This window comes from Lysinibacillus sp. FW301-JW8 (assembly GCF_058788755.1).
In genome coordinates this window covers 1-22,607 of record NZ_JBYTBB010000050.1, presented here as the reverse complement: position 1 = coordinate 22,607, position 22,607 = coordinate 1, and the positions used below count along the sequence as shown (strand labels likewise).

22 protein-coding genes are annotated in these 22,607 nt (G+C 35.9%); 7 read left to right on the top strand and 15 right to left on the bottom strand.

Going from position 1 to position 22,607, the window contains the following annotated elements:
• Nucleotides 1-10: 10 nt before the first annotated feature.
• Nucleotides 11-1,090: a D-alanine--D-alanine ligase gene (locus AC3WOM_RS18490; RefSeq protein WP_492447897.1), complete on the bottom strand. Its 1,080-nt coding sequence runs from the start codon at nucleotides 1,088-1,090 to the stop codon at nucleotides 11-13.
• Between the two features lie 133 nt (nucleotides 1,091-1,223).
• Nucleotides 1,224-1,976: a BAR domain-containing protein gene (locus AC3WOM_RS18485; RefSeq protein ID WP_427546601.1), complete on the bottom strand. Its 753-nt coding sequence runs from the start codon at nucleotides 1,974-1,976 to the stop codon at nucleotides 1,224-1,226.
• Between the two features lie 219 nt (nucleotides 1,977-2,195).
• Here AC3WOM_RS18485 and AC3WOM_RS18480 point away from each other — a divergent pair, with 219 nt between their 5' ends.
• Nucleotides 2,196-3,383: an FtsW/RodA/SpoVE family cell cycle protein gene (locus tag AC3WOM_RS18480; RefSeq protein ID WP_427546604.1), complete on the top strand. Its 1,188-nt coding sequence runs from the start codon at nucleotides 2,196-2,198 to the stop codon at nucleotides 3,381-3,383.
• Nucleotides 3,384-3,455: 72 nt separating this feature from the next.
• Here AC3WOM_RS18480 and AC3WOM_RS18475 read toward each other — a convergent pair whose 3' ends face one another.
• Nucleotides 3,456-3,593: an Lmo0850 family protein gene (locus AC3WOM_RS18475; RefSeq protein WP_166672133.1), complete on the bottom strand. Its 138-nt coding sequence runs from the start codon at nucleotides 3,591-3,593 to the stop codon at nucleotides 3,456-3,458.
• Nucleotides 3,594-4,089: 496 nt separating this feature from the next.
• Between AC3WOM_RS18475 and AC3WOM_RS18470 the strand changes: the two genes are divergently transcribed.
• From AC3WOM_RS18470 to cls, 3 genes are all read left to right on the top strand, one after another.
• Complete coding sequence (locus tag AC3WOM_RS18470) at nucleotides 4,090-5,250, top strand: MFS transporter (RefSeq protein ID WP_427546607.1); 1,161 nt, start codon at nucleotides 4,090-4,092, stop codon at nucleotides 5,248-5,250.
• Nucleotides 5,251-5,436: 186 nt separating this feature from the next.
• A complete protein-coding gene (locus AC3WOM_RS18465; RefSeq protein ID WP_492447896.1) occupies nucleotides 5,437-6,228 on the top strand; it encodes a YwqG family protein in 792 nt (263 codons plus the stop codon).
• A gap of 138 nt (nucleotides 6,229-6,366) precedes the next feature.
• Complete coding sequence (gene cls / locus AC3WOM_RS18460; RefSeq protein ID WP_492447895.1) at nucleotides 6,367-7,824, top strand: cardiolipin synthase; 1,458 nt, start codon at nucleotides 6,367-6,369, stop codon at nucleotides 7,822-7,824.
• 52 nt (nucleotides 7,825-7,876) lie between these two features.
• On the opposite strand, the gene AC3WOM_RS18455 is transcribed toward cls, so the two are convergent.
• From AC3WOM_RS18455 to AC3WOM_RS18440, 4 genes are all read right to left on the bottom strand, one after another.
• Nucleotides 7,877-8,650 (bottom strand): M15 family metallopeptidase, encoded by a 774-nt coding sequence (locus tag AC3WOM_RS18455; protein ID WP_492447894.1) that lies wholly within the window; start codon nucleotides 8,648-8,650, stop codon nucleotides 7,877-7,879.
• A gap of 224 nt (nucleotides 8,651-8,874) precedes the next feature.
• Nucleotides 8,875-9,126, bottom strand: a complete 252-nt coding sequence (locus AC3WOM_RS18450; RefSeq protein ID WP_427546618.1) for a hypothetical protein — start codon at nucleotides 9,124-9,126, stop codon at nucleotides 8,875-8,877.
• 55 nt (nucleotides 9,127-9,181) lie between these two features.
• Nucleotides 9,182-9,943 carry a membrane protein insertase YidC gene (gene yidC, locus AC3WOM_RS18445; RefSeq protein ID WP_427546621.1) on the bottom strand — a complete coding sequence of 254 codons (762 nt, stop codon included), beginning with the start codon at nucleotides 9,941-9,943 and terminating at the stop codon, nucleotides 9,182-9,184.
• Between the two features lie 180 nt (nucleotides 9,944-10,123).
• Nucleotides 10,124-10,918, bottom strand: coding sequence for a helix-turn-helix transcriptional regulator (locus tag AC3WOM_RS18440; RefSeq protein ID WP_492447893.1), 795 nt, complete (start codon nucleotides 10,916-10,918; stop codon nucleotides 10,124-10,126).
• 504 nt (nucleotides 10,919-11,422) lie between these two features.
• On the opposite strand from AC3WOM_RS18440, the gene AC3WOM_RS18435 reads away from it, so the two are divergent.
• From AC3WOM_RS18435 to AC3WOM_RS18425, 3 genes are all read left to right on the top strand, one after another.
• Nucleotides 11,423-12,073, top strand: coding sequence for a LytTR family DNA-binding domain-containing protein (locus tag AC3WOM_RS18435; protein ID WP_054609424.1), 651 nt, complete (start codon nucleotides 11,423-11,425; stop codon nucleotides 12,071-12,073).
• 426 nt (nucleotides 12,074-12,499) lie between these two features.
• The gene (scpC, locus tag AC3WOM_RS18430; RefSeq protein WP_427546628.1) at nucleotides 12,500-14,020 is read left to right on the top strand and encodes a succinyl-CoA:acetate CoA-transferase ScpC; all 1,521 of its coding nucleotides are present in this window, start codon (nucleotides 12,500-12,502) and stop codon (nucleotides 14,018-14,020) included.
• Between the two features lie 121 nt (nucleotides 14,021-14,141).
• Nucleotides 14,142-15,287, top strand: a complete 1,146-nt coding sequence (locus AC3WOM_RS18425; RefSeq protein ID WP_427546631.1) for an MFS transporter — start codon at nucleotides 14,142-14,144, stop codon at nucleotides 15,285-15,287.
• A gap of 13 nt (nucleotides 15,288-15,300) precedes the next feature.
• On the opposite strand, the gene AC3WOM_RS18420 is transcribed toward AC3WOM_RS18425, so the two are convergent.
• The 8 genes from AC3WOM_RS18420 to AC3WOM_RS18385 form a co-directional block, all read right to left on the bottom strand.
• Nucleotides 15,301-15,612, bottom strand: coding sequence for a YbyB family protein (locus tag AC3WOM_RS18420; RefSeq protein ID WP_427546634.1), 312 nt, complete (start codon nucleotides 15,610-15,612; stop codon nucleotides 15,301-15,303).
• A gap of 840 nt (nucleotides 15,613-16,452) precedes the next feature.
• A complete protein-coding gene (locus AC3WOM_RS18415) occupies nucleotides 16,453-16,734 on the bottom strand; it encodes a GNAT family N-acetyltransferase (RefSeq protein WP_427546636.1) in 282 nt (93 codons plus the stop codon).
• Between the two features lie 113 nt (nucleotides 16,735-16,847).
• Nucleotides 16,848-17,762 (bottom strand): DUF1002 domain-containing protein, encoded by a 915-nt coding sequence (locus tag AC3WOM_RS18410; protein WP_427546639.1) that lies wholly within the window; start codon nucleotides 17,760-17,762, stop codon nucleotides 16,848-16,850.
• A 167-nt stretch (nucleotides 17,763-17,929) separates the two neighbouring features.
• Entirely contained in the window at nucleotides 17,930-18,787 is an 858-nt protein-coding gene (locus tag AC3WOM_RS18405; protein ID WP_492447892.1) for a CvfB family protein, read from the bottom strand.
• A gap of 42 nt (nucleotides 18,788-18,829) precedes the next feature.
• The gene (gene mntR / locus AC3WOM_RS18400) at nucleotides 18,830-19,246 is read right to left on the bottom strand and encodes a transcriptional regulator MntR (RefSeq protein WP_283869818.1); all 417 of its coding nucleotides are present in this window, start codon (nucleotides 19,244-19,246) and stop codon (nucleotides 18,830-18,832) included.
• Between the two features lie 197 nt (nucleotides 19,247-19,443).
• Nucleotides 19,444-19,743 carry a late competence development ComFB family protein gene (locus tag AC3WOM_RS18395; protein ID WP_427546656.1) on the bottom strand — a complete coding sequence of 100 codons (300 nt, stop codon included), beginning with the start codon at nucleotides 19,741-19,743 and terminating at the stop codon, nucleotides 19,444-19,446.
• A gap of 170 nt (nucleotides 19,744-19,913) precedes the next feature.
• Nucleotides 19,914-22,040 carry a heavy metal translocating P-type ATPase gene (locus AC3WOM_RS18390; protein ID WP_492447891.1) on the bottom strand — a complete coding sequence of 709 codons (2,127 nt, stop codon included), beginning with the start codon at nucleotides 22,038-22,040 and terminating at the stop codon, nucleotides 19,914-19,916.
• Nucleotides 22,018-22,392 (bottom strand): ArsR/SmtB family transcription factor, encoded by a 375-nt coding sequence (locus tag AC3WOM_RS18385; protein ID WP_427546648.1) that lies wholly within the window; start codon nucleotides 22,390-22,392, stop codon nucleotides 22,018-22,020. Before AC3WOM_RS18385 ends, AC3WOM_RS18390 begins: the two co-directional genes overlap by 23 nt.
• Nucleotides 22,393-22,607: the final 215 nt, after the last annotated feature.

The following is a 22,607-nucleotide window of genomic DNA, read 5'->3' as shown; positions in this document are numbered from 1 at the left end:
ATAATCCCACTCAGTCTTTTTTATAGTGAAGCTGTTGTTTTTCTTCATAACGTTCGATGGCTAGTGTAATCAGACGATCAATAAGCACTGGATAGCTTACATTTGTATGCTGCCAAAGCAGCGGATACATGCTGACAGGCGTAAAACCAGGCATTGTATTTACTTCATTCATATAAATGTTGTTCTCGGCTGTCACAAAGAAATCTGCACGAACTAATCCGCTTCCATCTATTGCTTTAAATGCTCGCTTTGCTAGCTCCTGTAAGCTTGTTACTGTTTCAGCAGATAGCTTTGCTGGAATAATAAGAGCTGTTGAGCCATCTTTATATTTTGAATCGTAATCATAAAACTCAGTGACTGGTTTAATTTCTCCAGGTACAGAAACTTCAGGGAAATCGTTTCCAAGTACTGCTAGCTCAATTTCGCGGGCTACAACCCCTTGCTCAACGACAATTTTACGGTCATATTGTAGTGCTATGTCGATTGCAGTCACTAATTCTTCACGATTAGTCGCTTTGCTAATCCCGACGCTTGAACCCAAGTTTGCAGGTTTTACAAACATCGGCCATTTCAATTGTTCTTCACAACGAGCTAAAATCGTTTGCTTTTCGTTCACCCATTCGCTGCGAATAAAGTACGTATATGGCACTTGTGGTAAGCCAGCAATCTCAAATAACTGTTTCATGATTACTTTATCCATGCCTGCTGATGATGCTAATACACCATTACCAACATACGGTAAATTAAGAACCTCAAGTAACCCCTGGACAGTGCCATCCTCCCCATTTGTTCCATGTAACAACGGAAAAATAACATCAAACTGTGTAGCTTTCCCATTTTTATCGATTAAGAAATCCGTAATATTATTTTCTAGAATTGTGGCTTCGTCACCAAATTGTAATTCTTCAATTGTACTTGCGAGTTTTTCTAGACGCTCACCTCGACGCCATTCTCCCTCAGGTGTAATGAAAATCGGATATACCTCATACTCCTCGAAATTCAAAGCTCCAGTGACTGCACGTGCCGTTGATAATGACACCTCATGCTCTGCTGACTTTCCGCCGTATAATAAACCGATTCTTTTTTTCATTTTTGTGCCCTCCACATACTTCTTGAGTATTATTAGTTTATCATGAAACGTCTTGACAAATGACATAAAAATCTCACCGTATTTTTGACGGTGAGATTTAAGTGTATATTCATTCTACGTGTAGAAAGAATCGCTAAATAATATAAATCAATTCATCGTGCTCATTTTTCAAAATCGTGTTTAAATCATCCCACACTTCATCTGGGAATGAATATTCCGATAGGTTGCGAATTTCAATACCATAGGCTAGTTTTGGTTTTTCAATTCTATACAGTGACAATAGTGCTCCATCTTTAGCAAAAGACCGATAGGCACGTAGAAATTCAGGTGAAATAGAAGGAATACTCGGTTTCACTTTCCTTCGCCAAAAACCTGAGCTTCGTTCTTTTTCTCGAATTAAACTGTTAAATACATTAGCCATGAGTAAATCCGAATCACTTAAATGACGAAAATAAATTTTAGTCATTTTCTCTAAGTCTGAGGAGTAGTAGACAAATCTATTTTGTAATTTATTAAAAAAAGGCGAAGTAATTGGCTCCTTTTTATGACTTATGTACAGCAATTCCCCCTGCTCCATCGGCGTTAATTGGTCTAGCCTCTTTTCATCCATAAAATCTACCCAGCATAATTCCTTAGACTCCGCAGCTTTTTTTACAAACTGAGGTACTTCTTCGTCTGGTATAAAATCAAACTGTGTATGCATATTAAATGAACCGTCTTCATATGAATGTTTTAATAACAGTAAGTGATGCAGTGGTTCAAGAGCAGCCACAAATTGCGAGAATTTTAGACCGCTAAAAATGACAAATTTATCGACATCATTCATATGAACATAAACATGGTACATAAAATCCTCAGCTGACTTCAATTTTTTAGCCACAATCATCACCCCATTCTTCACTACATTATAAGACTAATCGTGAATTTTTTGAAACATTTTATGTTAAATATCGTCTTAACAATATTCACAGGCGTAAAAGTGTTTTTTACGTTATAATGTGAATGTTAAACATGCTATTGCATGGATGTTCAACTACTCTTATATAGTAAATGGCATAAACCCAATTTTACTCATAAAGAGATACTATTTTAATAGGTGGCTTGTATGGAAAATAAACGAAATTTCGCGAATCGTTTTGATTGGACACTCGCTTTTATACTTTTTACCTTCCTGGTCATTAGTTTGCTAGCCATTGCATCGGCACAAACATCCGGGCAGTATGGCATCAACTATGTTCCTAAACAGCTTCAATGGTACATAATTGGTGCAGTAATTATTGGTATAGTTATGTTTTTTGAGCCTGATCAATATAAAAAAATGTCATGGTATATGTATGGTGCAGGTATCGCTCTGTTAGTACTTCTTATTTTCATGCCTGAAGGTAAAGGACAAATAGGAGAGCCTGTGAACGGTGCAAAAAGCTGGTATCATACACCAATGGGGAATATGCAGCCCTCTGAATTTATGAAAACTTTTTACATTTTAGCACTTGCCCGTCTTATTAGTAAGCATCATGAGTTTCATTCATTACGATCTTTAAAAACTGATTTTATATTATTAGTTAAAATCGCTGCTACATTAATAGTTCCTTTAGCACTGATTATGCAGCAGCCTGACCTTGGTTCAGCCCTTGTGTTCTTTGCCATTACAGCTGCGATAATTATCGTAGCAGGTATATCCTGGAAAATAATTTTACCAACCCTTTTTGGTGGAGCTATCGCTGGTGGTACACTTTTATGGATGGCGCTCTATATGCAGGATTTTTTAGAGAAAACATTTGGCTTTAAGACTTATCAATTTGCTCGAATTTATTCGTGGTTAGATCCCTATTCATATTCTTCAAGTGATGGCTATCATTTAATTACTTCCCTCAACGCCATTGGCTCTGGAGAAATTTTTGGTAAAGGTTTCAGAGGACGTGAGGTTTACGTTGCTGAAAACCATACCGATTTCATATTCACCGTTATTGGCGAAGAATGGGGCTTTGTTGGTGCTAGTATTGTAATCTGTATTTTCTTCTTATTAATTTATCATTTAACAAAAACGACATTACTATTAAAAGATCCTTTTTCAACCTATGTATGTGCTGGTATTATTGCCATGATTACGTTCCACGTATTTGAAAACATTGGCATGACAATTCAGCTATTACCAATAACAGGTATTCCTTTACCGTTTATTAGCTATGGAGGCAGTTCATTAATGGGGAACGCCCTCGCTATCGGTCTTGTCTTTAGTATGCGCTTCCACTATCGTACCTACATGTTTACTACTCATGATGACGATGATTGATTGAGCTTATATTAGATAATGAAAATGGATAGTCTCCGTTACAAAGAGACTACCCATTTTCATTTGTACGAGTTAAGCTTGAACCTGCGGTGTTTGCGTTGGTGGTGTGAGCACTTTTAAAAGTTCAAGTCGAGACTTTGTTACAGTGGCTGTTACACCCAACTTAGATAAATTCGAAACAATTTTTTTCAAATCTACTTCTTTTTTCATACATTCCACCTCAATCTTTCCTCGAATTAATATAACGTTTTATTTTCAAAAAAGTTTCATTTTTCTTTCTACGTGTATGATGTCCGACGAGTATATCACTTCTTATCATACCACTTAACTCATCTTTAAAATTTTTCATTTTTGTTACAATGTAAATTTTTCCTTCACTACACTAATACCACCAAATTCAGAAAAATAAAACTTACATTATATACCCTATAGAAGTATACCCCGAATTTAAATTCCTATACCATATGACAATCAAAATAAAAGCATGTAATTAACTTTAAGCTCATGTTATTTTAAACGCATAAGCTCCCCTGTTAACCATTTGCATTTTTCACAGTAAATAAATTCAATTAATTTTCTACATTTTTTGAGAGAAAAAGATTTTTACTGTGTTCTTCTAATGTTCTATCTTCCGTTTTCTTGTAATAACAAGTTCAAGAGAGGTAGAATATACATACTGAAATATTGTATGAAAGCAGGGAACTGTATGAAAAAGGCAATTTTATTATTAATGTCTGTTCAATTTCTCGTATATCTAGGATTTGGGATTATAATTCCTGTCTTACCAGAGGTTATTGTTCAGCACAATTGGGATGATCTACATGTGGGCGGCTTGCTAACTGTGTACTCTCTTGCGAGTTTCTTCACTGCACCACTTTGGGGTATGCTATCTGATAAGGTAGGACGCAAACAGCTTATTTTAATGGGCCTAGTTGGTTTTAGTTTAAGCTTTGTTATTTTCTCTTTATTTATAGATAATCTAGCAATTTTATACGTCTCACGTGTTGTGGGTGGTTTATTCTCAGGCGCACTATACACAGCAGTAACAGGCTTCGTTGGTGATATGTCGAGTGAGGAAGACCGCAATAAATATATGGGTCTAATGGGCATGTCCATCGGGCTTGGTTTTATTTTTGGTCCAGCAATCGGGGGTATGCTAGGTCATTATAGTCTACAATTACCCTTTATTAGTTCAGCACTATTAATTGCACTATTATTTATTTATGCAAGTTTCGTTTTAAAAGAACCTGAAAAACGAAAAGATACAAATAAACGTGCTATTGTGCCAAAAGGTGCTGGTAAAATGCTGCAATATCGAGTGCGTTATTTGTTTATGTTCTCCTTTTTAGTGACTTTTATGCTAGCAGGAGTAGAGGCAACATTCCAGCTGTTTCAAATTGATCGCATTCAAATTTCCCCATTACAAATTGGTTATTTATTTATGTTTAGTGGTTTTGTAGATGCGGCCATTCAAGGCGGGGTTGTAAGAAGGATTAAAGATGGACATGAGACAGCCTGGTTAATAGGTGCTCAAATCATAACAGCTATTGGTATGCTTTTATTCACTTTAACTGCTAACTTATTTATAGCTGGTCTTGCTCTCTGTGTCTTTACTGCGGGCAATGCACTTGCAAGAACTTGTGTTGTATCACTGTCATCTAAAGAATCTGGGGGCCAATATGGGACAGCTGCTGGTCTTTCCTATTCCATGGATAATTTAGGGCGCATTCTAGGTCCATTATTTTTCACTTGGTTATTTACAGTCCAGTCGAGCCTTGGATATTATACTTCAGCGGCAATAGCTGTTGTTTCGATAAGTATCATATTTATCTATAAAGCCTCAAATAAATCTTTACGACTTGAATAAATTGTTCAAAAAAAGCCGTAACTTAATAGGTAACCTAAAATATTTTGCCAAAGCGCAGGGAATTTAAAAATATACTATTTACTATTAAGATTATGGTACTAAATCTATAAGCACATAGAATCTCTAAATATAAAGAACTAATTAAGAAATAATTTATTGCTTAAGAGGAAAAACGGAGGGCTCTGCATGATGAATAAAACAACAAATCTCTTACTTCCAAAAGAGCTAGAATTGCTTCGTTTCGAAATTGAAAACACAGTGCTTTCATCAATGATTATTACACCTTACAAGCGTTCAACCACCATAACAGAAAGTAAATTTGCTGGTGTGCCATATTTACCATATTACCAGACATATCCTAAAGATATAACAGGTGAGCCAATGCGGCTATTAGCGCAAATTAACTTTGCGGAGATGCCGCCACTAAAGGATTTTCCAACTCAAGGTATTCTTCAATTTTATATTTCATCTAATATTTTTGTGAATGCGGATCATTACCATGAAGATATTTTTCAGCAGTTTTATAAAATTAGATTTTATCCTGCCATAAATTCTAAAGTGGCATTTCCCACACAGGAATTTATAACATATTCTGATGATTGGTTCCCTATTCATCAAGAATTAGCATTACAATTCCACCCAACTCAGGAACCTGTATCGGCTTTAGATTACCGTGCTGTATGTTATTTGCCTCATTTAATACCTTCACAGGTGGATATGGATTTACAGGAGATTTATCTTCAACATTTTTTAGGGGCCGGTGCTAAAATTGGTGGCTATGCCTATTTTTTAGAGGATGACATCCGTCATGAATCAAAGCTCCTTCAGCGCTATGATGTCTTGTTACTCCAAATTGACTCTAACGATGAACTCGGTATTATGTGGGCAGATAGCGGTGTAGGAAAATTTTTTATCAATCATGAAAAGCTACTTCAAAAAGATTTTTCTGATATTTTATTTCAATGGGAGCATTACTAATCACTTTTCGGATTACTTCGTTCCATATTACGGGGTAATCCTTTTCTATGCTTATGGTTAAATTTCTTCTCTTCTTTCCACCAATGAAGTAAGCTATACTAAGATATATTGTGAAATATAGTAAAGGCAGGTGCAGGAATGAGCATTTTTACAGATGTGGAATATCTAGTACCTTTAATTATGTTTGTAAACATTTTAGCAGCGTTGACGATTATTTTTTTAGAACGTAAAGATGCTACTTCTACATGGGCATGGATTCTCGTACTATTTTTCCTTCCATTAGCTGGATTTATTTTATACCTACTATTTGGCCGACAGCTAAGAAAAAAGCATTTATTCCGTTGGGAAGGACGTAAGGATATAGGGATCGACAATCTCATTAGCTATCAAACGGATGCCATCCGAGATGATACATTTGAGTTTCGTATAGAGAATGCGGAAAATTATAAAGAAATGATCTATATGCATCTGAAAACAAACAATGCTGTGTTAACACAGGATAACTCCATTAAAATTTTTGATGATGGTGCCGATAAATTTGAACAGCTACTAAATGATATTGAAGTAGCTAAGGACCACATCCACATTCAATATTATATTTTTCGTTTGGATGACTTAGGTACACGTATTGTGGATAAGTTGATAAAAAAAGCAAAACAAGGTGTAAAGGTTCGTCTCTTATATGATGAAATGGGCTCACGAAGTGTTAAGAGGCGTCATTTCAAAGAACTGATTAATGCTGGTGGCGAGGTAGAAGTTTTTTTCCCATCCATCTTCCCCCTTCTAAACCCTCGTTTAAACTTTAGAAATCACCGAAAAATCGCTGTTATTGATGGACGTATTGGTTTTATTGGTGGCTTTAATGTAGGTGATGAGTATTTAGGTCTACAAAAGAAGTTTGGCTATTGGAGAGATACACATTTACGTATTGAAGGTAGCGCTGTACACCCCCTTCAAACACGCTTTTTATTAGACTGGAATCAGGCTTGTGCACAGCAAAAAATGGGATATTCAGATAGGTACTTTCCGGCTATCCCCAAAAAGGGCAATGTAGGTCTGCAAATCGTTTCAAGTGGACCGGATTCTGACTGGGAACAGATTAAAATTGGTTATTTAAAGCTCATTAATATGGCTCAAAAATACATTTATATTCAAACACCATATTTTATTCCTGATGTTAGCTTTTTAGATGCTATTAAAATTGCTACATTATCAGGTATTGATGTACGTATTATGATTCCAAATAAGCCTGACCATATGTTTGTTTATTGGGCTACCTATTCATATGTTGGTCAATTATTGCGTGCAGGGGCAAAAGTATATATTTACGAAAAGGGCTTTATCCATGCGAAAGCCATAATAATCGATGATGAAGCCTCTACTGTTGGAACTGCCAATATCGATGTTCGAAGCTTCAGTTTAAACTTTGAAGTAAATGCCTTCATTTATGATTCAACTATTTCTCATCAGCTTGCTGAGCTATTTGAAAAAGATATTTTTGATTGTACCGAATTAACATGGGAAATGTATCAGAATCGTTCCAATTTGATTAAATTTAAAGAATCCATTTCTCGCTTACTAACGCCTATATTGTAGAACAAAAAGGAAGAGGAGCTAGCCCATAACCTATGGAGTAGCTGCCCTTCCTTTATTTTACGCCTAAATATTCTTCTAAAGTTATACTTTTCTTCTTAATTTCTTTTGCAATATCTATACCTACATAACGAAAATGCCATGATTCATACATATACCCTGTAATATCTTCCTTGTTTTTTGGGAATCGTAATATGAATCCGTAGTCCTGCGCATTTGTCAACAACCATTGTCCTGCAGGTGTTTCTCCAAACTCCTCAGTAAGCCATAGATTTTCTTTGCCACGCTCACCAATATCAAAGGCTAAACCTGTTTGATGCTCTGAGTAACCTGGTCGCGCACTGTAACGGTCGGCTGCTGCCTGTCCATCACGATTCACATAATTATTATATAATGTTGTTTGATAATCAAAGGAGCGATAACCACTAAATGCCACAAAATCAAAACCTTGTTTTTTAGCAGTAGCTAACATTTTATCTAATTCTTGACGTGCTTCCTTATTTTCTCCTGGCGCAAAGGTAGATGGGAGTGGATATATTTTATTCGCTAGTAAAATACCATTAATATACGTAGGTTCAGTGGGTAATGTTTGGTTTGGTAAATATCCATTTTCGTCGGGATGTTGCTCTGGTTCCACAGGCTTTTCAGTTGCTTTTTTCGGCTCTTCTGTTGTCACTGAATCATTTTTAGTTGGTTCGGTTGTTATTGATTGCTTCTCTGCTTCATTACTTACTTGCTTATTTTTATAGTTATAAACTACGAAAATAGAAACAATTAGTGCTACTGAAATGAAAGCACCAATAATGAGTAATAGACGATTTTTTTTCACTATTTTTACCCCTTTTATAATTTTTCAAGTACTAAGTGGTTAAGATTCCCCGTATTTATTCACATGAGAAAATGCCTTTATGCTAGTACTGAACATTTACCTCTTGCAGGTACATCAGAAATGATTGTTATTGTGCCTTCTAATATTCAACCTTATTGGTATAGTCTCATTTTAGCACTGTTCACAATTTAGGGTGTAAGTTTTCACTATAGATTTAAATTAATTTATTTGTCAGTGAGAATAATAATTATTACAATTATAGATGCAATGAAGAAAAAAATGGCCATATACTTCATCCATTTTGCTTCCTTCACATAGCCCTGTTCCTTAAAGCTTTTAGCTCTGAAACCATTTGATAAAGCAAACATAATCGTCATTGCCAGTACTGCAAAGTTAAAATTCCCCATAATGATAAATACTATAGCCGCAATACTAAAAAGCGCCACTAAAATAGATGATAGCCATTTTATGTTCATCCTGTTGTCCTCCTAAAAAAATCGAGGCTACTAAAGCGCCTCGACGTAGATTAATTTATGAATTTGCTTTTTCCGGATGTTCCGAATAATACTTTCGACCAATATAGGTTTGAATAATCAGTAAAGCACCACTGACAGACCAATATAGTGGTAGGGCAGCCATAGATGACATCGAGATAAAGACAATCATAATCGGTGAAATATAAATAAACATTTTCATTTGTGCTTTTTGTTGCTCTGGGACAGTCCATAATGACACACGTGCCTGAACTAAATACACAATACCCGCAACAATCGTCATAACAATATCAGGTGATCCTAAGCTAAACCATAAAAACTCATGTGATTTTACATCTGATGAATATAAAATTGAGAAATAAAGACCCATGATAATAGGCATTTGAATCAACATTGGTAAACAACCCATATTTAATGGATTGATGCCATGCTTTTGATATAGTGCCATCATTTCTTGCTGGTGTTGCATTTGCTCTTCTTTCGTCTTTGCTTCCTTCATTTTCTTCTGAACAGCTTCCATTTCAGGTTTAAACGCATCCATTTTCGTTTTCATTAATTGCTGCTGACGATAATTTTTTAACATAATCGGCATTAAAACTAAACGAATCAGAACTGTAATTGCAATAATTGCTAGACCATAGCTACCTGAAAAAATAGTATTTCCGAAAAACTCCAATAAAAACTCCATAGGCTTCACAAAAATACTATAGAAAAAACCTTCTTTGTTTTGCACAGCTTGACAGCCACTAAGAACAAAAACGACAAGCCCAAGCATTGAAAATAGCTTCAAATTTTTCATTTTTCCACCTACTATTATTTATCAACTAAAGTGAAGTATACATTATAGGGTCTATTTTTATCAAATAGCAAGGTGCTACTAATTACCTCTTATTTTGCAAGAGCATAAAAAAGATGCGAGCTTTAGCATCGCTAACATGTCCGCATCCTATTCATTCATACCTTATATATTGTCATGTCATTAAATATTTTGAAGCTCAGTCTCCGCCATTTCAAAACGATAAAACTCATGATGTAGCTCATCACGGAAATGCTTGGGAGTAACCCCAGTGTATTTTTTGAAAATACGAGTAAAGTAACTTTGGTTACAGAAATGGAATTGATCTGAAATAGAAGTAATACTTTTATTTGTATGACGTAGATAATATTGCGATTCTTCTACACGACGAACATTTAAATATTCAACCAGTGTAATACCAACATGTTCTCTAAAAATACGCGATAAGTGACTAGTACTGATATGGAAGTTATTTGCGATGCTTTCAACTGTTAGGTCATTTTCTAATTCATCATTTATATACATAATCACTTTGTTAACTGTCTGGTGACGGAAAGTCGGTTGTTTGCGATCTGCGATAAAATAGACAAAGAAATCAATTAAATCATCAGCAAATTGTAAAAATTCCGCGTCTTTCATCTGATTTTCAATCATATCATTACAAGCAATGTTAAAAGCAAAGGCTTTTTTCGAAGGTACTTGATTGTCTAGCAATTTACGTGCAACAATTGACGACAGCACAGAAAAATAACTTCGAACCATTTTAATGACTTGCTTGCCAAAACGTATTGAGAGAATATCAATTAACTCATGCAAAGATTTCTTAGCCTTTGCAGATTCTAAATGGTAAATTTCAAATATTAATTTCGACTCAATATTAAAAAATTCTTCTACACCGATGTATTGATTAATATTATCGATTTCCTGGAAGTATCTTTTTGATATCGTTTCTGACATAGAATGTTGATGTAGTTGCATAATCTTCCCCATCTTTCCTCAGATTGCACGAATTACTTTTACAAAATCAGACATCAAATTACATATTTAGAATAAGAAAATAGTATTTCTTTATTTATTATATGAATTGAGTCCTATTTCACAAATTTATATTGAATACAACTTAAAAATAACCCAACTAAAACACCAGTTTTAAAAAAAATAGACTATACAGTGAATTTTACCATATTCTGCGATTTCCTTTCAACCACATTTTACGCTCCACTCTAGTTCTAATTTATCATATACTCACAGTAGAAACCTCGTAAACTTATTTTGCACAATTAAATTTTACCATATACATATTAAAAAAAATTAGTAATTAATTAAATTTTGTGACAAATTGTGCTAGGTATTTTGCACGTTTTTTTTTCAACAATCGACATATCTCTTTTTTATTCCGAAATCTTCTCTATATAATTTATATGAATATGTAGTAAAATAGATGATAATACTATTTTTAAAAGCTAAGATGAGGTGTTAATAGTGGATCCAAAACAAATAGAAGAGATTATGGAGATTATTAAGGAGTTCTTCCCCGAGAATACTTCAATCGCAATTTCCGACACGAACGAATACTTGTACTACCAGCCAAGCAAGAAAGTTGATTTAAAAATTAAGCCGGGCGATCCAATTAAAGAAGGCTCAGCAGCTCATAAAGCATTAAGCTATGGGCAAAAAATTAGCTCTTACATTGAGCCAGATGTATTTGGCGTAGCCTACTACGGTATGAGTATTCCTCTTATGGAGGAAGGCGAAACGAAGGGGGCCATTACTGCTATATTCCCACAAAAACCATCAGCATTTTTAACGAATTACATCACAATCAAAATTGATGATTGCTGGTACCCGATTAAACATGATCAAGTTATTTATCTTGAAACACAGCTCCGAAAAACATTTGTTAAAACAATGAGTCGTGAGGGCTACCACCGCTTAAACCTAAGTGATTTAGAGTTATTTTTAGCACCTGATTCATTCATTCGTTGTCACCGCTCTTACATTGTTAATATTGACTACATCGATGAAATTCAACCAGACTCACATTCAACGTTTTTATTAATCATGAAAGATGGTACTCGTATTCCAGTAAGTCAACGCTATGCAAGTTACTTCCGTCGTTCTTTAGGTTTCTAATTATTAAAAAGTACAGCGAGCATCTTATTTTCAGCCCGCTGTACTTTTTTATCTTCATTCAGCAAATGTTTTCTGTAGCGAAAGCGAAGCGGCAGCTACAAATGTTTTTTGTATCGAAAGCAAAGCGGCAGCTATAATTACGCCAAGGCGAAATTGATTTAGTTTTTGTACTTGTAAATAATATTTTCTCTAAAATTATATAGCTCTACATTAAAACGTTTTCTCTGTCGAAAATTCACAATTATGCTCGATTTTCCTATTTTTTCTTATTTTAATGCTTATCCTAAAGTTTTTGTGACAAATTGGTGATAGTATTATTCAAATGGTTGGAGTTATACTACAACTAAATAAACAGAAAATTCTTACACGTTTTTTCTAGTTTTGTAATCGGTTTCCATCAAAACTTTTTAGGGGAGGATTTTTTTAATGGATGCAAATGTTCAAAAACGCCTAGGTATAAAAGAACTAGAAAGTAAAATTGTTACTGCTGATGAAGCTGCAGCACTTATCTCTGACGGTGATGTAGTTGGTATGAGTGGATTCACTCGTGCTGGGGACGCAAAAGTTGTTCCAATGGCATTAGTAGAGCGCGCTAAAAATGAAAATTTCAAAATCGATGTTTATACAGGGGCATCTTTAGGTCCAGAAGTAGATAAATACTTAGCTGAAGCTGGTGTTATCCGTAAACGTGGACCATTCCAAGGAGACGCTGGTATTCGTAATTTAATTAACTCTGGAGCTATCCAATATGTAGATGCTCACCTTTCCCATAACGCTGAATTAGTTCGCCAAGGAATTATTGGACCAATTAAATATTTAATTCTTGAAGCGGTTGCTATTACAAAAGATGGATTCATTATCCCAACAAACTCAGTGGGTAACTCTCCAATCTTTGCAGAATACGCTGAAAATATTATTATTGAATTAAATATTTCACACCCTGAAGCTTTAATCGGTATCCATGATATTTATGTACCAGCTGAGCAAGGTAAACGTGAAGCAATCCCAATGACTGATGCAATGCAACGTATTGGTGAGGTTGGTATCAAAGTTGATCCAGCTAAGATTAAAGCAATTGTTATTTCAGAAGAGCCTGATGCGCCTTCATTAATCGTTCCACCGGATGAAGAAACACAAACAATGGCAAATATTTTATTAGATTTCTTCCGCGATGAAATTAAAGCTGGTCGTCTAACGAAACAATTAATGCCATTACAATCAGGTGTAGGTTCTGTAGCAAACGCTGTTTTAGATGGCTTCGCTGATTCAGAATTCGAAGATTTAGTCGTTGCATCTGAAGTACTTCAAGATGCAGTATTTAACTTAATCGATGCTGGTAAAGTTAAGTTTGCAGCGGCAACATCTATTACACTTACTGAAGAATTACAGAAAAAAGTATATGGTAATTTAGAGAAATATGCTGATAAAATTTGCTTACGCCCACAAGAAATTTCTAACCACCCAGAGCTTATCCGTCGTTTGGGTCTAATCTCAATCAACACTGCTCTTGAGTTAGATATCTATGGTAACGTAAACTCAACTCACGTTTCAGGTACTCGTATGATGAACGGTATCGGTGGTTCAGGTGACTTTGCCCGTAACGCACGTTTAGGTATTTTCGTTACAAAATCCTATGCAAAAGGCGGCGCAATTTCTTCAATCGTACCAATGGTTTCTCACGTAGACCATACTGAGCATGATGTTGATGTAATTATCACTGAGCAAGGTATTGCTGACTTACGTGGTCTTGCACCAAAAGAACGTGTACCTTTAATTATTGAAAACTGTGCACATCCTGATTACAAAGAGCAATTATGGGATTACTACAACCGTGCTGTAGAAGCAACTGGTAACCAACAAACACCTCATATTTTAGAGGAAGCACTTTCTTGGCATGTAAACCTTGCTAAAAACAAAACTATGAAAAAAGAAGTCGCTAAAGCTTAATAACTGCGGTTCGAGAACGTCTAAGAAGTTGAAAAAAACTTATTAGACGTTCTTTTTTGTCGAAAATGATATAATAAAATCTAGTTATTTAGTAAATACATAATTGATCATCGGAGGAGCTATGAAAAAATTTATTTATGTCATTATTTTCTTTTCATTTTTTGATCTTTTTACCCAGCTTCCTGTTATGAGTACATATGCAGAATCATTAGGGGCATCTGCCTTCTTAACTGGTCTAGCAGTAGGTATGTATTCTCTATCCAATACATTTGGTAATATTATTTCTGGCTTTTTAACAGATCGTAAGGGGCCTTTTGTTATTTTAATTATAGGTCTTTTGACAACTGGTTTATCTCTTTTGCTCTACAATGTAGTCGAAGACCCTACTACTTTACTATTTGTTCGTTTTGTCCATGGATTAGTAGCAGGCTTTATTGTCCCAGCTGCCTTCACATTTTTAGCAAATGCAACCGAACAGGAAAAAAGAGGTAAGGGCAGTGCTATTTCTGGCGCCTTCGTTGGTATTGCTGCCATCATTGGTCCTGCATTCAGCGGTATTTTAGCAAGTCGTACTAGTGTCCCATTCGTTTTTAATATTACAGCCAGCTTTATGCTCTTATTAGGTATTCTTGCCTTCTTTATATTAAAGTCAAATCAAATTAAAAAAGAAAGATCTACACCAAGCACATATATACCTATAAGTGTATTTTTCAATAATCCAGGCACATTAAAAGCATTCTCTGGTGCATTTTTTTTAATGTTCTCTCAGGGTGTGATTGCCTATCTGCTTCCTCTAAAAGTGCAATCTTTAGGCTTTGATTCACGTTTAAGCGGAACATTGATGAGTACATTTGGAATTATTGCGGTCCTTGTATTTATCTTACCAACTAACCGAATTTTCGATAAGGTTGCTCCTATAAAAACATTATCATTAGGCATAGGCTTAATGGGGTTAAGCCAATTACTTATTAGCCAAGCAGATTCAAGTACATTACTTTATATAGCAATGACCTGCTATGGTATTGGATTTGGATTCTTATTCCCATCCGTCAATTCCCTTTTAATAGACTCTACAACTACTGATATTCGTGGGAAAGCATACGGTTACTTTTATGCCTTCTTCTCACTAGGTGTTGTCCTTGGCTCATCATTGCTTGGGTGGCTATCTTTAGGTATTGTCAGTGGCTTTATCTTTACAGGAATAGTTTTATTGATATTTGCTAGTGGTCTTCTTATACCACATAAAAGACCTTCTCATGCTAAATGAGAAGGCTTTTGCTTTATTTATCTTGCTCCTGAATTTGTTCATTATAGAAATGAACCCCTGTATGTCCTCCACCCTCAGCCACCATTTCATTCGAAGCGATTTTCGTTGGCGATGTCCCAGCCTCTGTAGCTACCTCAGTAGTTACTCGCTCTGCAACCCTTTTATGCATGTCAATATTTGAAGTATTTAAATACGATTCAAATTTAGACTTTACATTATTAAACATATTTAATGCTTTATCACGGTTTTCTTTTTTACTTAAATAAGATGCTGCTAACCCTGCTAACCCTGCAATCACAACACCTTTTCCTTTTCGTTTTGCCATTTAATAATCCCTCCCAAAATTATCAATTTCGCCTTGGCGTAATTGCGTCCGGATTTTGAATTGCGCTGGCACAATTCATTCCTTTGAAAATCCGTGACATCCGCCGGAGGCTTTATCTTCATTCAGTAGTTGTTTGGACACCCACTAAAAAAGAAACAAAACTGCATTCATCTCACTACCTGTAAAGGTGGGGGGCTTCTGTATCTGCAGCTACGCTTCCAATACAAAAAACATCTGTTGCTGCCGCTTCGCTTTCGCTACAGAAAACATTTGCTGAATGAAGATAAAAACTAGCTCTGTAATATATCTTTTCCCTATTTCAAGACGACTAAACATAAATTTTTTTGGACGCTTAAGCATATATATTAGTGAGAGATAACTGTACCCTTTTCTTAGTCTTTTCACTAATTCAGCAGCTTACTTTATAGTATGTCTTAACTTCAAAAATATATTATTCTCCTACCAATTTTTATATCCATTATGCTCCAGCCCTGACGATTTGCTTTCGGTACAAAAACATTTGTTGCTGTCGCTACGCTTTCGCACAGTAAAGATTTGCTGAATCAAGATAAAACGTAATATTTTGACACGAGAATATTTTTGTAACTATTTATGATTATAAAAGACAAGCTAAGGGAATTAATGAATTAATACCATTATTAGGAGAGTGATGACATGAAGGATTTAGACTTAGTATATGATTGGATAGATATGGCTTCATTAATAGGTGGCGCAGGTCTCTTAACAGTATTAATATATAGTGTTATTCAATTGTAGGGAGTTGCATGATAAAAAGTTAAAAGGCAATCCGCTTATCTTCTAAGCAGATTGCCCTATTTTTTATCGTTTTACATCATCATAAGCGCTTGATTTTTTAAAGGCTGCTACTACATAAGAGCACACAGCTTCCATTTTATAATCATGTTCACGAGCATATGCTGCCGCTTGATCTAATAGTTCCTTAGCGACACCCTGACCGCGGAGCTTATCCGATACATAGGTGTGATCCATGACCATTACTTGCCCGTTTTGCTGCCATGTAATTTCCGCTAACTTTTCCCCTTCTTGCTCATAGATGTAAGCAAGCTGGTTTCCTGCCAATTGCTGTAATTGGAATTCCATTTCTCACCACTCCTTTTATCAATAGTATCATAGCTGTTTCTATTTTTTCAAAGATAGCAATTAGGAGTTTCCGTGACATCAATATATAAGAAATTAGCAGATTTCTTTATTTCTTAATTAAACCATGATGAAATCGTATCTTTTAAATTGGCAAAGAAATTTTTCACACTCGTCCAGAAGCCTTCATCTTCCATAAGTGACCCGAATTTCTCCTTAATGGTATTACTAATATCATCTAATTGTTCAGACCATTTACTAAAATCAATATCTAGCTTACTAATTTTATCCATTAAATCAACAAGTAATTGTCGATCTTTTTCACTTAAATTGATATCCAGTTTGTTTAACTGCTCTTGCACAATTTTTTCAACATCTTCTCGAGTTGCTGGCTTTAATTCCGCAATGTCCTTTTTAATTTCTGTAAGTAGCTCTGCAACCTTAGCATCATCAACTCCTGCCGACTTTGCAAGGGTAGTAGCCACTGAGAGTTCCTCATTCGCTACATCTGTACGATCAATGTCAAGTGTTTCACCTGTTGTAACTTCATAAGCTTTATAAATTCCTACAAGCGCTGAATGCCCAGTTACTGCTTTTGGTGCAGCCACCTGTACAATAGCATCTTCAATACCTGCTGTCAGCATTGCATTGGCATACATTTCTGCCGTAACCTGTGTAATATTGGATGGCGTAACAATCTCAATGACCAAGCCTTTTCCTGCATCTTTACGTGTAATTTTTGCAGAGGAATACATACGGGAACTTGAATTACTATCTTTAATGTATTTAACTAAATCTTCGCCTGATACTGTAATTTCTTCAATTTCAGGCTCTTCTTTCACCTTCAAAGATTTTTTAACGGACTCTTTTTCATCTTCAGATAAATTTGCACCGTATACAACAATTGGAACACCTAGTTTTTCATCAATTGCTTTGGGAGGCGTATTATCGGCAGCAAAGCCTGTTGCTGGTGCCATCACTCCAAATACTAACATAGTTGCTGCTAGTATTTTCATCCATGCTTTTTTCAATTTGTGCGACCCCTTTCGCTCAAAAACTCATTTGACCTGTATAATGTATGTCATTATACAATAATTAGTACGAAAAAAAGACGAGAAGGTTTCAATGGGATCTCTCGTCATTTCTTCTTTACTACGTATGGCAACTGTTCACCATATCTTACATTTGGAACAAAGCGTTACATTTCTTCTGTCCAGCCATCCTCCTGTTTTACCCTGCCTGCTTTCATTAGTGTACCTAATGCACGTTTAAAAGCACCTTTACTCATATTAAACATTTCCTGAATCTCTTCTGGAGAGGATTTATCGCCAAACGGCATTCTGCCTCCAACCTCTTTTAGATAATTTAAAATTCGTTGTGCATCATCTGAAATACGTTCATGCTTACGCGGTAAAAGTGAGCCATTCAAGGAACCATCCTCTTTTACATCAATTATTCGTACAACTATGTCTTGTCCAAGTCGCGGCTCTGTATTACGCTCTGATTCATGAACAAAAATACGGTAAGGATTATCTACACCTAGTAAAAACGAACCGACTGGCAGCAATCGATAAGGGCGTGCTGTAATGTTTTTATTATGCATCTCTTCAAATGCACCTTCATATAGCTCAGAAATTTTTTCTTCTGTTGCTAAACGACCAAATAAGTCACCATTGCGATCAGTACGTAATGTCATAAATAAATGATCTCCTGGTATTGGCCAAAGCTCTTTTAATGCAGGCATATCCTCAGCCTTTACTAGCACTTCCCGTGAAGTACCGATATCTACATAAGCTCCCTCACGCTCCACCACTTTCAGGACACGAGCCCAGCCATACTCGCCCTGTACAAAAGATGGGATGGCTGTTGTTGCAGCTAATTCACCACGGCGATCTACAAATAAAAATACTTCAAGGTGATCACCTACAGCAAGTGGCTCTGTTACCTCTGAAGCATTTAAAGGCAGTTCTTTAAATCCATTTGTTAAAATCCATCTCGATGCTTGTTGCTCTAGTATCGTTAACGTAACAACTTCACCTGATTTTAATTCGTTCATATTGTCTTCCTTTCCTTCACACCATCATTTTCGCAAAAAATTTTATAAATTGTGTGTCCTAGAAGCCTCTAATTTTTTCGCAATGTCTGGGTTTTCTTCCATTACCTGCACAAGATCTGCAATGCGGTCAATTGAGTTCCAACTTAAATGATGCTCGATTCCTTCTACATCATCATAAATACGCTCTTCATCTACACCAATGATTCGCAAAAATTGCTCTAGAAGTTCATGGCGCTGTACGAGACGTTTTCCAAGCTTTTCTCCTTTGGCTGTCAATGTAAGACCACGGTATTTTTCGTAAACTAAATAACCATCTTTATCTAATTTTTGAACCATTTTTGTAACAGAAGAAGGAAGAACAGATAATGCTTCAGCAATGTCAGACACACGAGCATATCCTTTATGAGCGATTAATAGATATATTTGTTCGATATGGTCCTCCATACTAGGTGTTGGCATATCTTATTCCCTCTCTTTCCTATTCTTACTCTCTAGTTTACTACAAGCTTACCTTAAAAGTTAACTGAAAATACATATGCCAGAAAATCGCTACATGTATAACACAAATTGTATCTCCTTAAGTTGTATTAAAAGGAGTAACTCAGGTCATCCACTGGTATTTCATACTTCTATATATAACATAAAAAGAGCCTGCTTCAGATAGAAGTGGGCTCTACTTTATGTCGAGGATGCTTATTGACCACATGTAATGCATGAATAATTTCTCTGTTAATACGTTCGATATTTTCAGGTGTATTCATGACTCTAAATGCTTCATCTCGGGATTCCATAGATGTAACATACTTACTAGGCAATGCATTTAATGTTAGTGCTACTGTGTCAAGTTCACACATTTCACATTTACAAAATGTTTGATATTCTGGTCCTCGTAATAGGAAGCTAACTAAACCACGCACAATTTCCTCTGTAACATTTACTAAAATAGGATCTGACATATTCAAACTTTCGCCTCATTTATGTTTAATTGTTACATTGCTCCTGAAATTATAATAGCGTTATTAGCGGGCTTTTTCAAGAATCCCTAGTAGCATCTATATCAACAAAATTACTAGTACCTCAGTAAGATGAATTTCCTATATAACCTCAACACTTTAAATCATATTTACTACTTTTTTGTTTTAATTAATCGTAATGAATTAAAAACAACTAATAATGTTGCACCCATATCTGCGAAAATGGCAATCCACAGGGTTAACCATCCAGGAATGACGAGTAACAGCGCTATTAATTTTAAGGCTAGGGCAAATATAATGTTCTCTTTAATAATACGTAATGTTTTTCTGCTTAAACCAATTGTATAAGGAAGCTTCGTTAGGTCATCACCCATTAACGCAATATCAGCAGTTTCTAGAGCCGCATCCGTGCCGGCACCACCCATCGCAATACCGACATTAGCAGAGGCTAGGGCAGGGGCATCATTAACCCCATCACCTACCATTGCTACTGCACCAAATTCCGTACGTAAGTCTTTAATGGCCATCAACTTATCAGCTGGTAATAAGCTTGCGCGCACATCTGTCATATTTAGAGAGGTCGCAATTGCTTGAGCAGTAGGTTCTGCATCACCTGTCAGCATTACTGTATGCTTCACTTTAAGCGCACTTAATTTACTCAACACATCTTTACTTTCATGTCGTAATTGATCTGCGATTCCAATCATGCCAATAAATTGATCATTACTAACAGCCGCTACTACTGTTTTACCCTGCTTTTGTAATTCCTTAACCTGTTCCGTTATTTTTTCATTAACTACTGCTAACGTTGCAATCCATTTTAAGCTGCCGACATAGATAATCTGATTATCAACCGTTGCATAAGCGCCCTTACCTGTAACAGATTGGAAATCAACAGGGATCAGCTCTGTTAAATTTACATCATGTAATTTCTTTAAAATTGCTTTAGCTAATGGATGCTGCGATTGTTTTTCAACAGCGGCTACTAGCTGTAAAACGTAATCCTGAGAAAGTTCCCCTGCTGTATAGATATCTGTTACAGCAGGTTGACCTTTTGTAAGGGTACCTGTTTTATCAAAAGCTACCGCTTCAATATGACCTAACTGCTCTAAATGTATGCCACCCTTAATAAGAACGCCTTGTCGAGCAGCATTCCCTATGGCCGTAACGATTGCTACTGGTGTAGAAACAACAAGTGCACATGGACAACCAACCACCAGAACTGCTAAGCCTTGATAAATCCAATGCTGCCAATCCCCCACAAAAAGAGGTGGAATAACTGCTACAAGTAATGCAACTATCATTATCGCTGGGGTGTAATATTTGGCAAATCGATCAACGAACTGCTGTGAGGGTGCCTTCTCTGCTTGTGCCTCTTCAACGAGATGAATGATTTTGGCAATGGTTGTATCCTCCACTCGCTTCGTTACACGTATCTCTAGTGCTCCCTCTTCATTTAACGTCCCCGCAAATACTTCATCATCAATTGTTTTATTAACTGGAATTGATTCGCCTGTTATCGCCGCTTGATTTACAGCAGATAATCCGTTAATAACGATGCCATCCATCGCAATCTTTTGACCTGGCTTAACGATTAAAATATCTCCAATTTCAATTTGCTCTGTTGGCAGCTCCATCTCATGAAAATGTTCTCCATGTGCTCTCTTTATCGTTGCTGTTGGCGGTGCTATATCCATCAGCTGTCGAATAGATTGACGTGCTTTATCCATCGAATAAGCTTCCAATGCTTCACTTACTGCAAATAAAAAAACAACAACAGCCGCTTCTTCCCATTCACCAATAACGGCTGCGCCTATAACCGCAATAGTCATAAGTGTTTTCATATCAAATTCAAATCGAACTAAATTGCGGAAGCCTGTTTTAAAAATCCCCATACCCCCAACTAGAATCGCAATAATAAACATTCCAATCGGTAGTGGGTCTGTTTCACCACGCCATGCTCCAAAAATATAACCAAGCACTACAAATAATAATGATATTCCAGCTAATATATTTTCCGTTTTTCGATAAAAGGGTATTGATTTTTCCAAAGATCTAGTTGGAGATTGTGAAACCTTTATGCCATCAAAAGCACCAGCCTCTTCAATTTGATCAACACTAATATCTCCAATAACTGTTATTTTAGAAGCACCGAAGTTAACTTGTGCATCTTGTACTTTTGGAATAGCTTTTACGTTTTTTTCAAATTTCGCAGCACAGCTAGCACATGACAAGTTTTGTAGTCTATATTCTTGTTTACTTGGTGTCGTTGCTGTCATTAGCTTTCCCCTCTTTCGCATGTTCATAGGCAATGGTTACAATTTGATACACATGCTCATCCTCTAAAGAGTAGTACATTTGCTTCCCTTTACGATGTGATCTCGCTAAATTATTTTCTTTTAAATATCGTAAATGGTGGGATGCTGTCGCTACAGATGAACCAATAATCGAAGCTACATCACACACACATAATTCATCCTCCACCGTTAAGGCAAAAGCAATTTTTAATCTTGTTTCATCGGATAATGCTTTCAAAAATTTTGCTACTCCTGATAAATCAGGCATTTGATTTTGCACCTTTATGACCGCTTCTTCATGAACCAGTGTCACTTCACATACTTCTTTTGGCATTTCCTCACCTCATTCAAATGTCGGTTTGATTGTTCTCACTATAACATTATATTCCATCTTATTCAAACTATTATTTGAATGTATAGGATTTATATCATTATTTCCATAAAAAAATTTTAATCATACACTTACGAAATAAATCGAGTAGGAGACTAGCCATTAATTGACTAGTCGACCTCTCACACCACCGTACGTACGGCTCCGTATACGGCGGT

Bases quoted from the DNA above. Each gene is read 5' to 3' on its own strand.
- AC3WOM_RS18490 (WP_492447897.1), bottom strand. From the start codon at position 1,090: ATGAAAAAAAGAATCGGTTTATTATACGGCGGAAAGTCAGCAGAGCAT.
- AC3WOM_RS18485 (WP_427546601.1), bottom strand. From the start codon at position 1,976: ATGATTGTGGCTAAAAAATTGAAGTCAGCTGAGGATTTTATGTACCAT.
- AC3WOM_RS18480 (WP_427546604.1), top strand. From the start codon at position 2,196: ATGGAAAATAAACGAAATTTCGCGAATCGTTTTGATTGGACACTCGCT.
- AC3WOM_RS18475 (WP_166672133.1), bottom strand. From the start codon at position 3,593: ATGAAAAAAGAAGTAGATTTGAAAAAAATTGTTTCGAATTTATCTAAG.
- AC3WOM_RS18470 (WP_427546607.1), top strand. From the start codon at position 4,090: ATGAAAAAGGCAATTTTATTATTAATGTCTGTTCAATTTCTCGTATAT.
- AC3WOM_RS18465 (WP_492447896.1), top strand. From the start codon at position 5,437: ATGATGAATAAAACAACAAATCTCTTACTTCCAAAAGAGCTAGAATTG.
- cls (WP_492447895.1), top strand. From the start codon at position 6,367: ATGAGCATTTTTACAGATGTGGAATATCTAGTACCTTTAATTATGTTT.
- AC3WOM_RS18450 (WP_427546618.1), bottom strand. From the start codon at position 9,126: ATGAACATAAAATGGCTATCATCTATTTTAGTGGCGCTTTTTAGTATT.
- yidC (WP_427546621.1), bottom strand. From the start codon at position 9,943: ATGAAAAATTTGAAGCTATTTTCAATGCTTGGGCTTGTCGTTTTTGTT.
- AC3WOM_RS18440 (WP_492447893.1), bottom strand. From the start codon at position 10,918: ATGCAACTACATCAACATTCTATGTCAGAAACGATATCAAAAAGATAC.
- scpC (WP_427546628.1), top strand. From the start codon at position 12,500: ATGGATGCAAATGTTCAAAAACGCCTAGGTATAAAAGAACTAGAAAGT.
- AC3WOM_RS18425 (WP_427546631.1), top strand. From the start codon at position 14,142: ATGAAAAAATTTATTTATGTCATTATTTTCTTTTCATTTTTTGATCTT.
- AC3WOM_RS18420 (WP_427546634.1), bottom strand. From the start codon at position 15,612: ATGGCAAAACGAAAAGGAAAAGGTGTTGTGATTGCAGGGTTAGCAGGG.
- AC3WOM_RS18415 (WP_427546636.1), bottom strand. From the start codon at position 16,734: ATGGAATTCCAATTACAGCAATTGGCAGGAAACCAGCTTGCTTACATC.
- AC3WOM_RS18405 (WP_492447892.1), bottom strand. From the start codon at position 18,787: ATGAACGAATTAAAATCAGGTGAAGTTGTTACGTTAACGATACTAGAG.
- mntR (WP_283869818.1), bottom strand. From the start codon at position 19,246: ATGCCAACACCTAGTATGGAGGACCATATCGAACAAATATATCTATTA.
- AC3WOM_RS18395 (WP_427546656.1), bottom strand. From the start codon at position 19,743: ATGTCAGATCCTATTTTAGTAAATGTTACAGAGGAAATTGTGCGTGGT.
- AC3WOM_RS18390 (WP_492447891.1), bottom strand. From the start codon at position 22,040: ATGACAGCAACGACACCAAGTAAACAAGAATATAGACTACAAAACTTG.
- AC3WOM_RS18385 (WP_427546648.1), bottom strand. From the start codon at position 22,392: ATGCCAAAAGAAGTATGTGAAGTGACACTGGTTCATGAAGAAGCGGTC.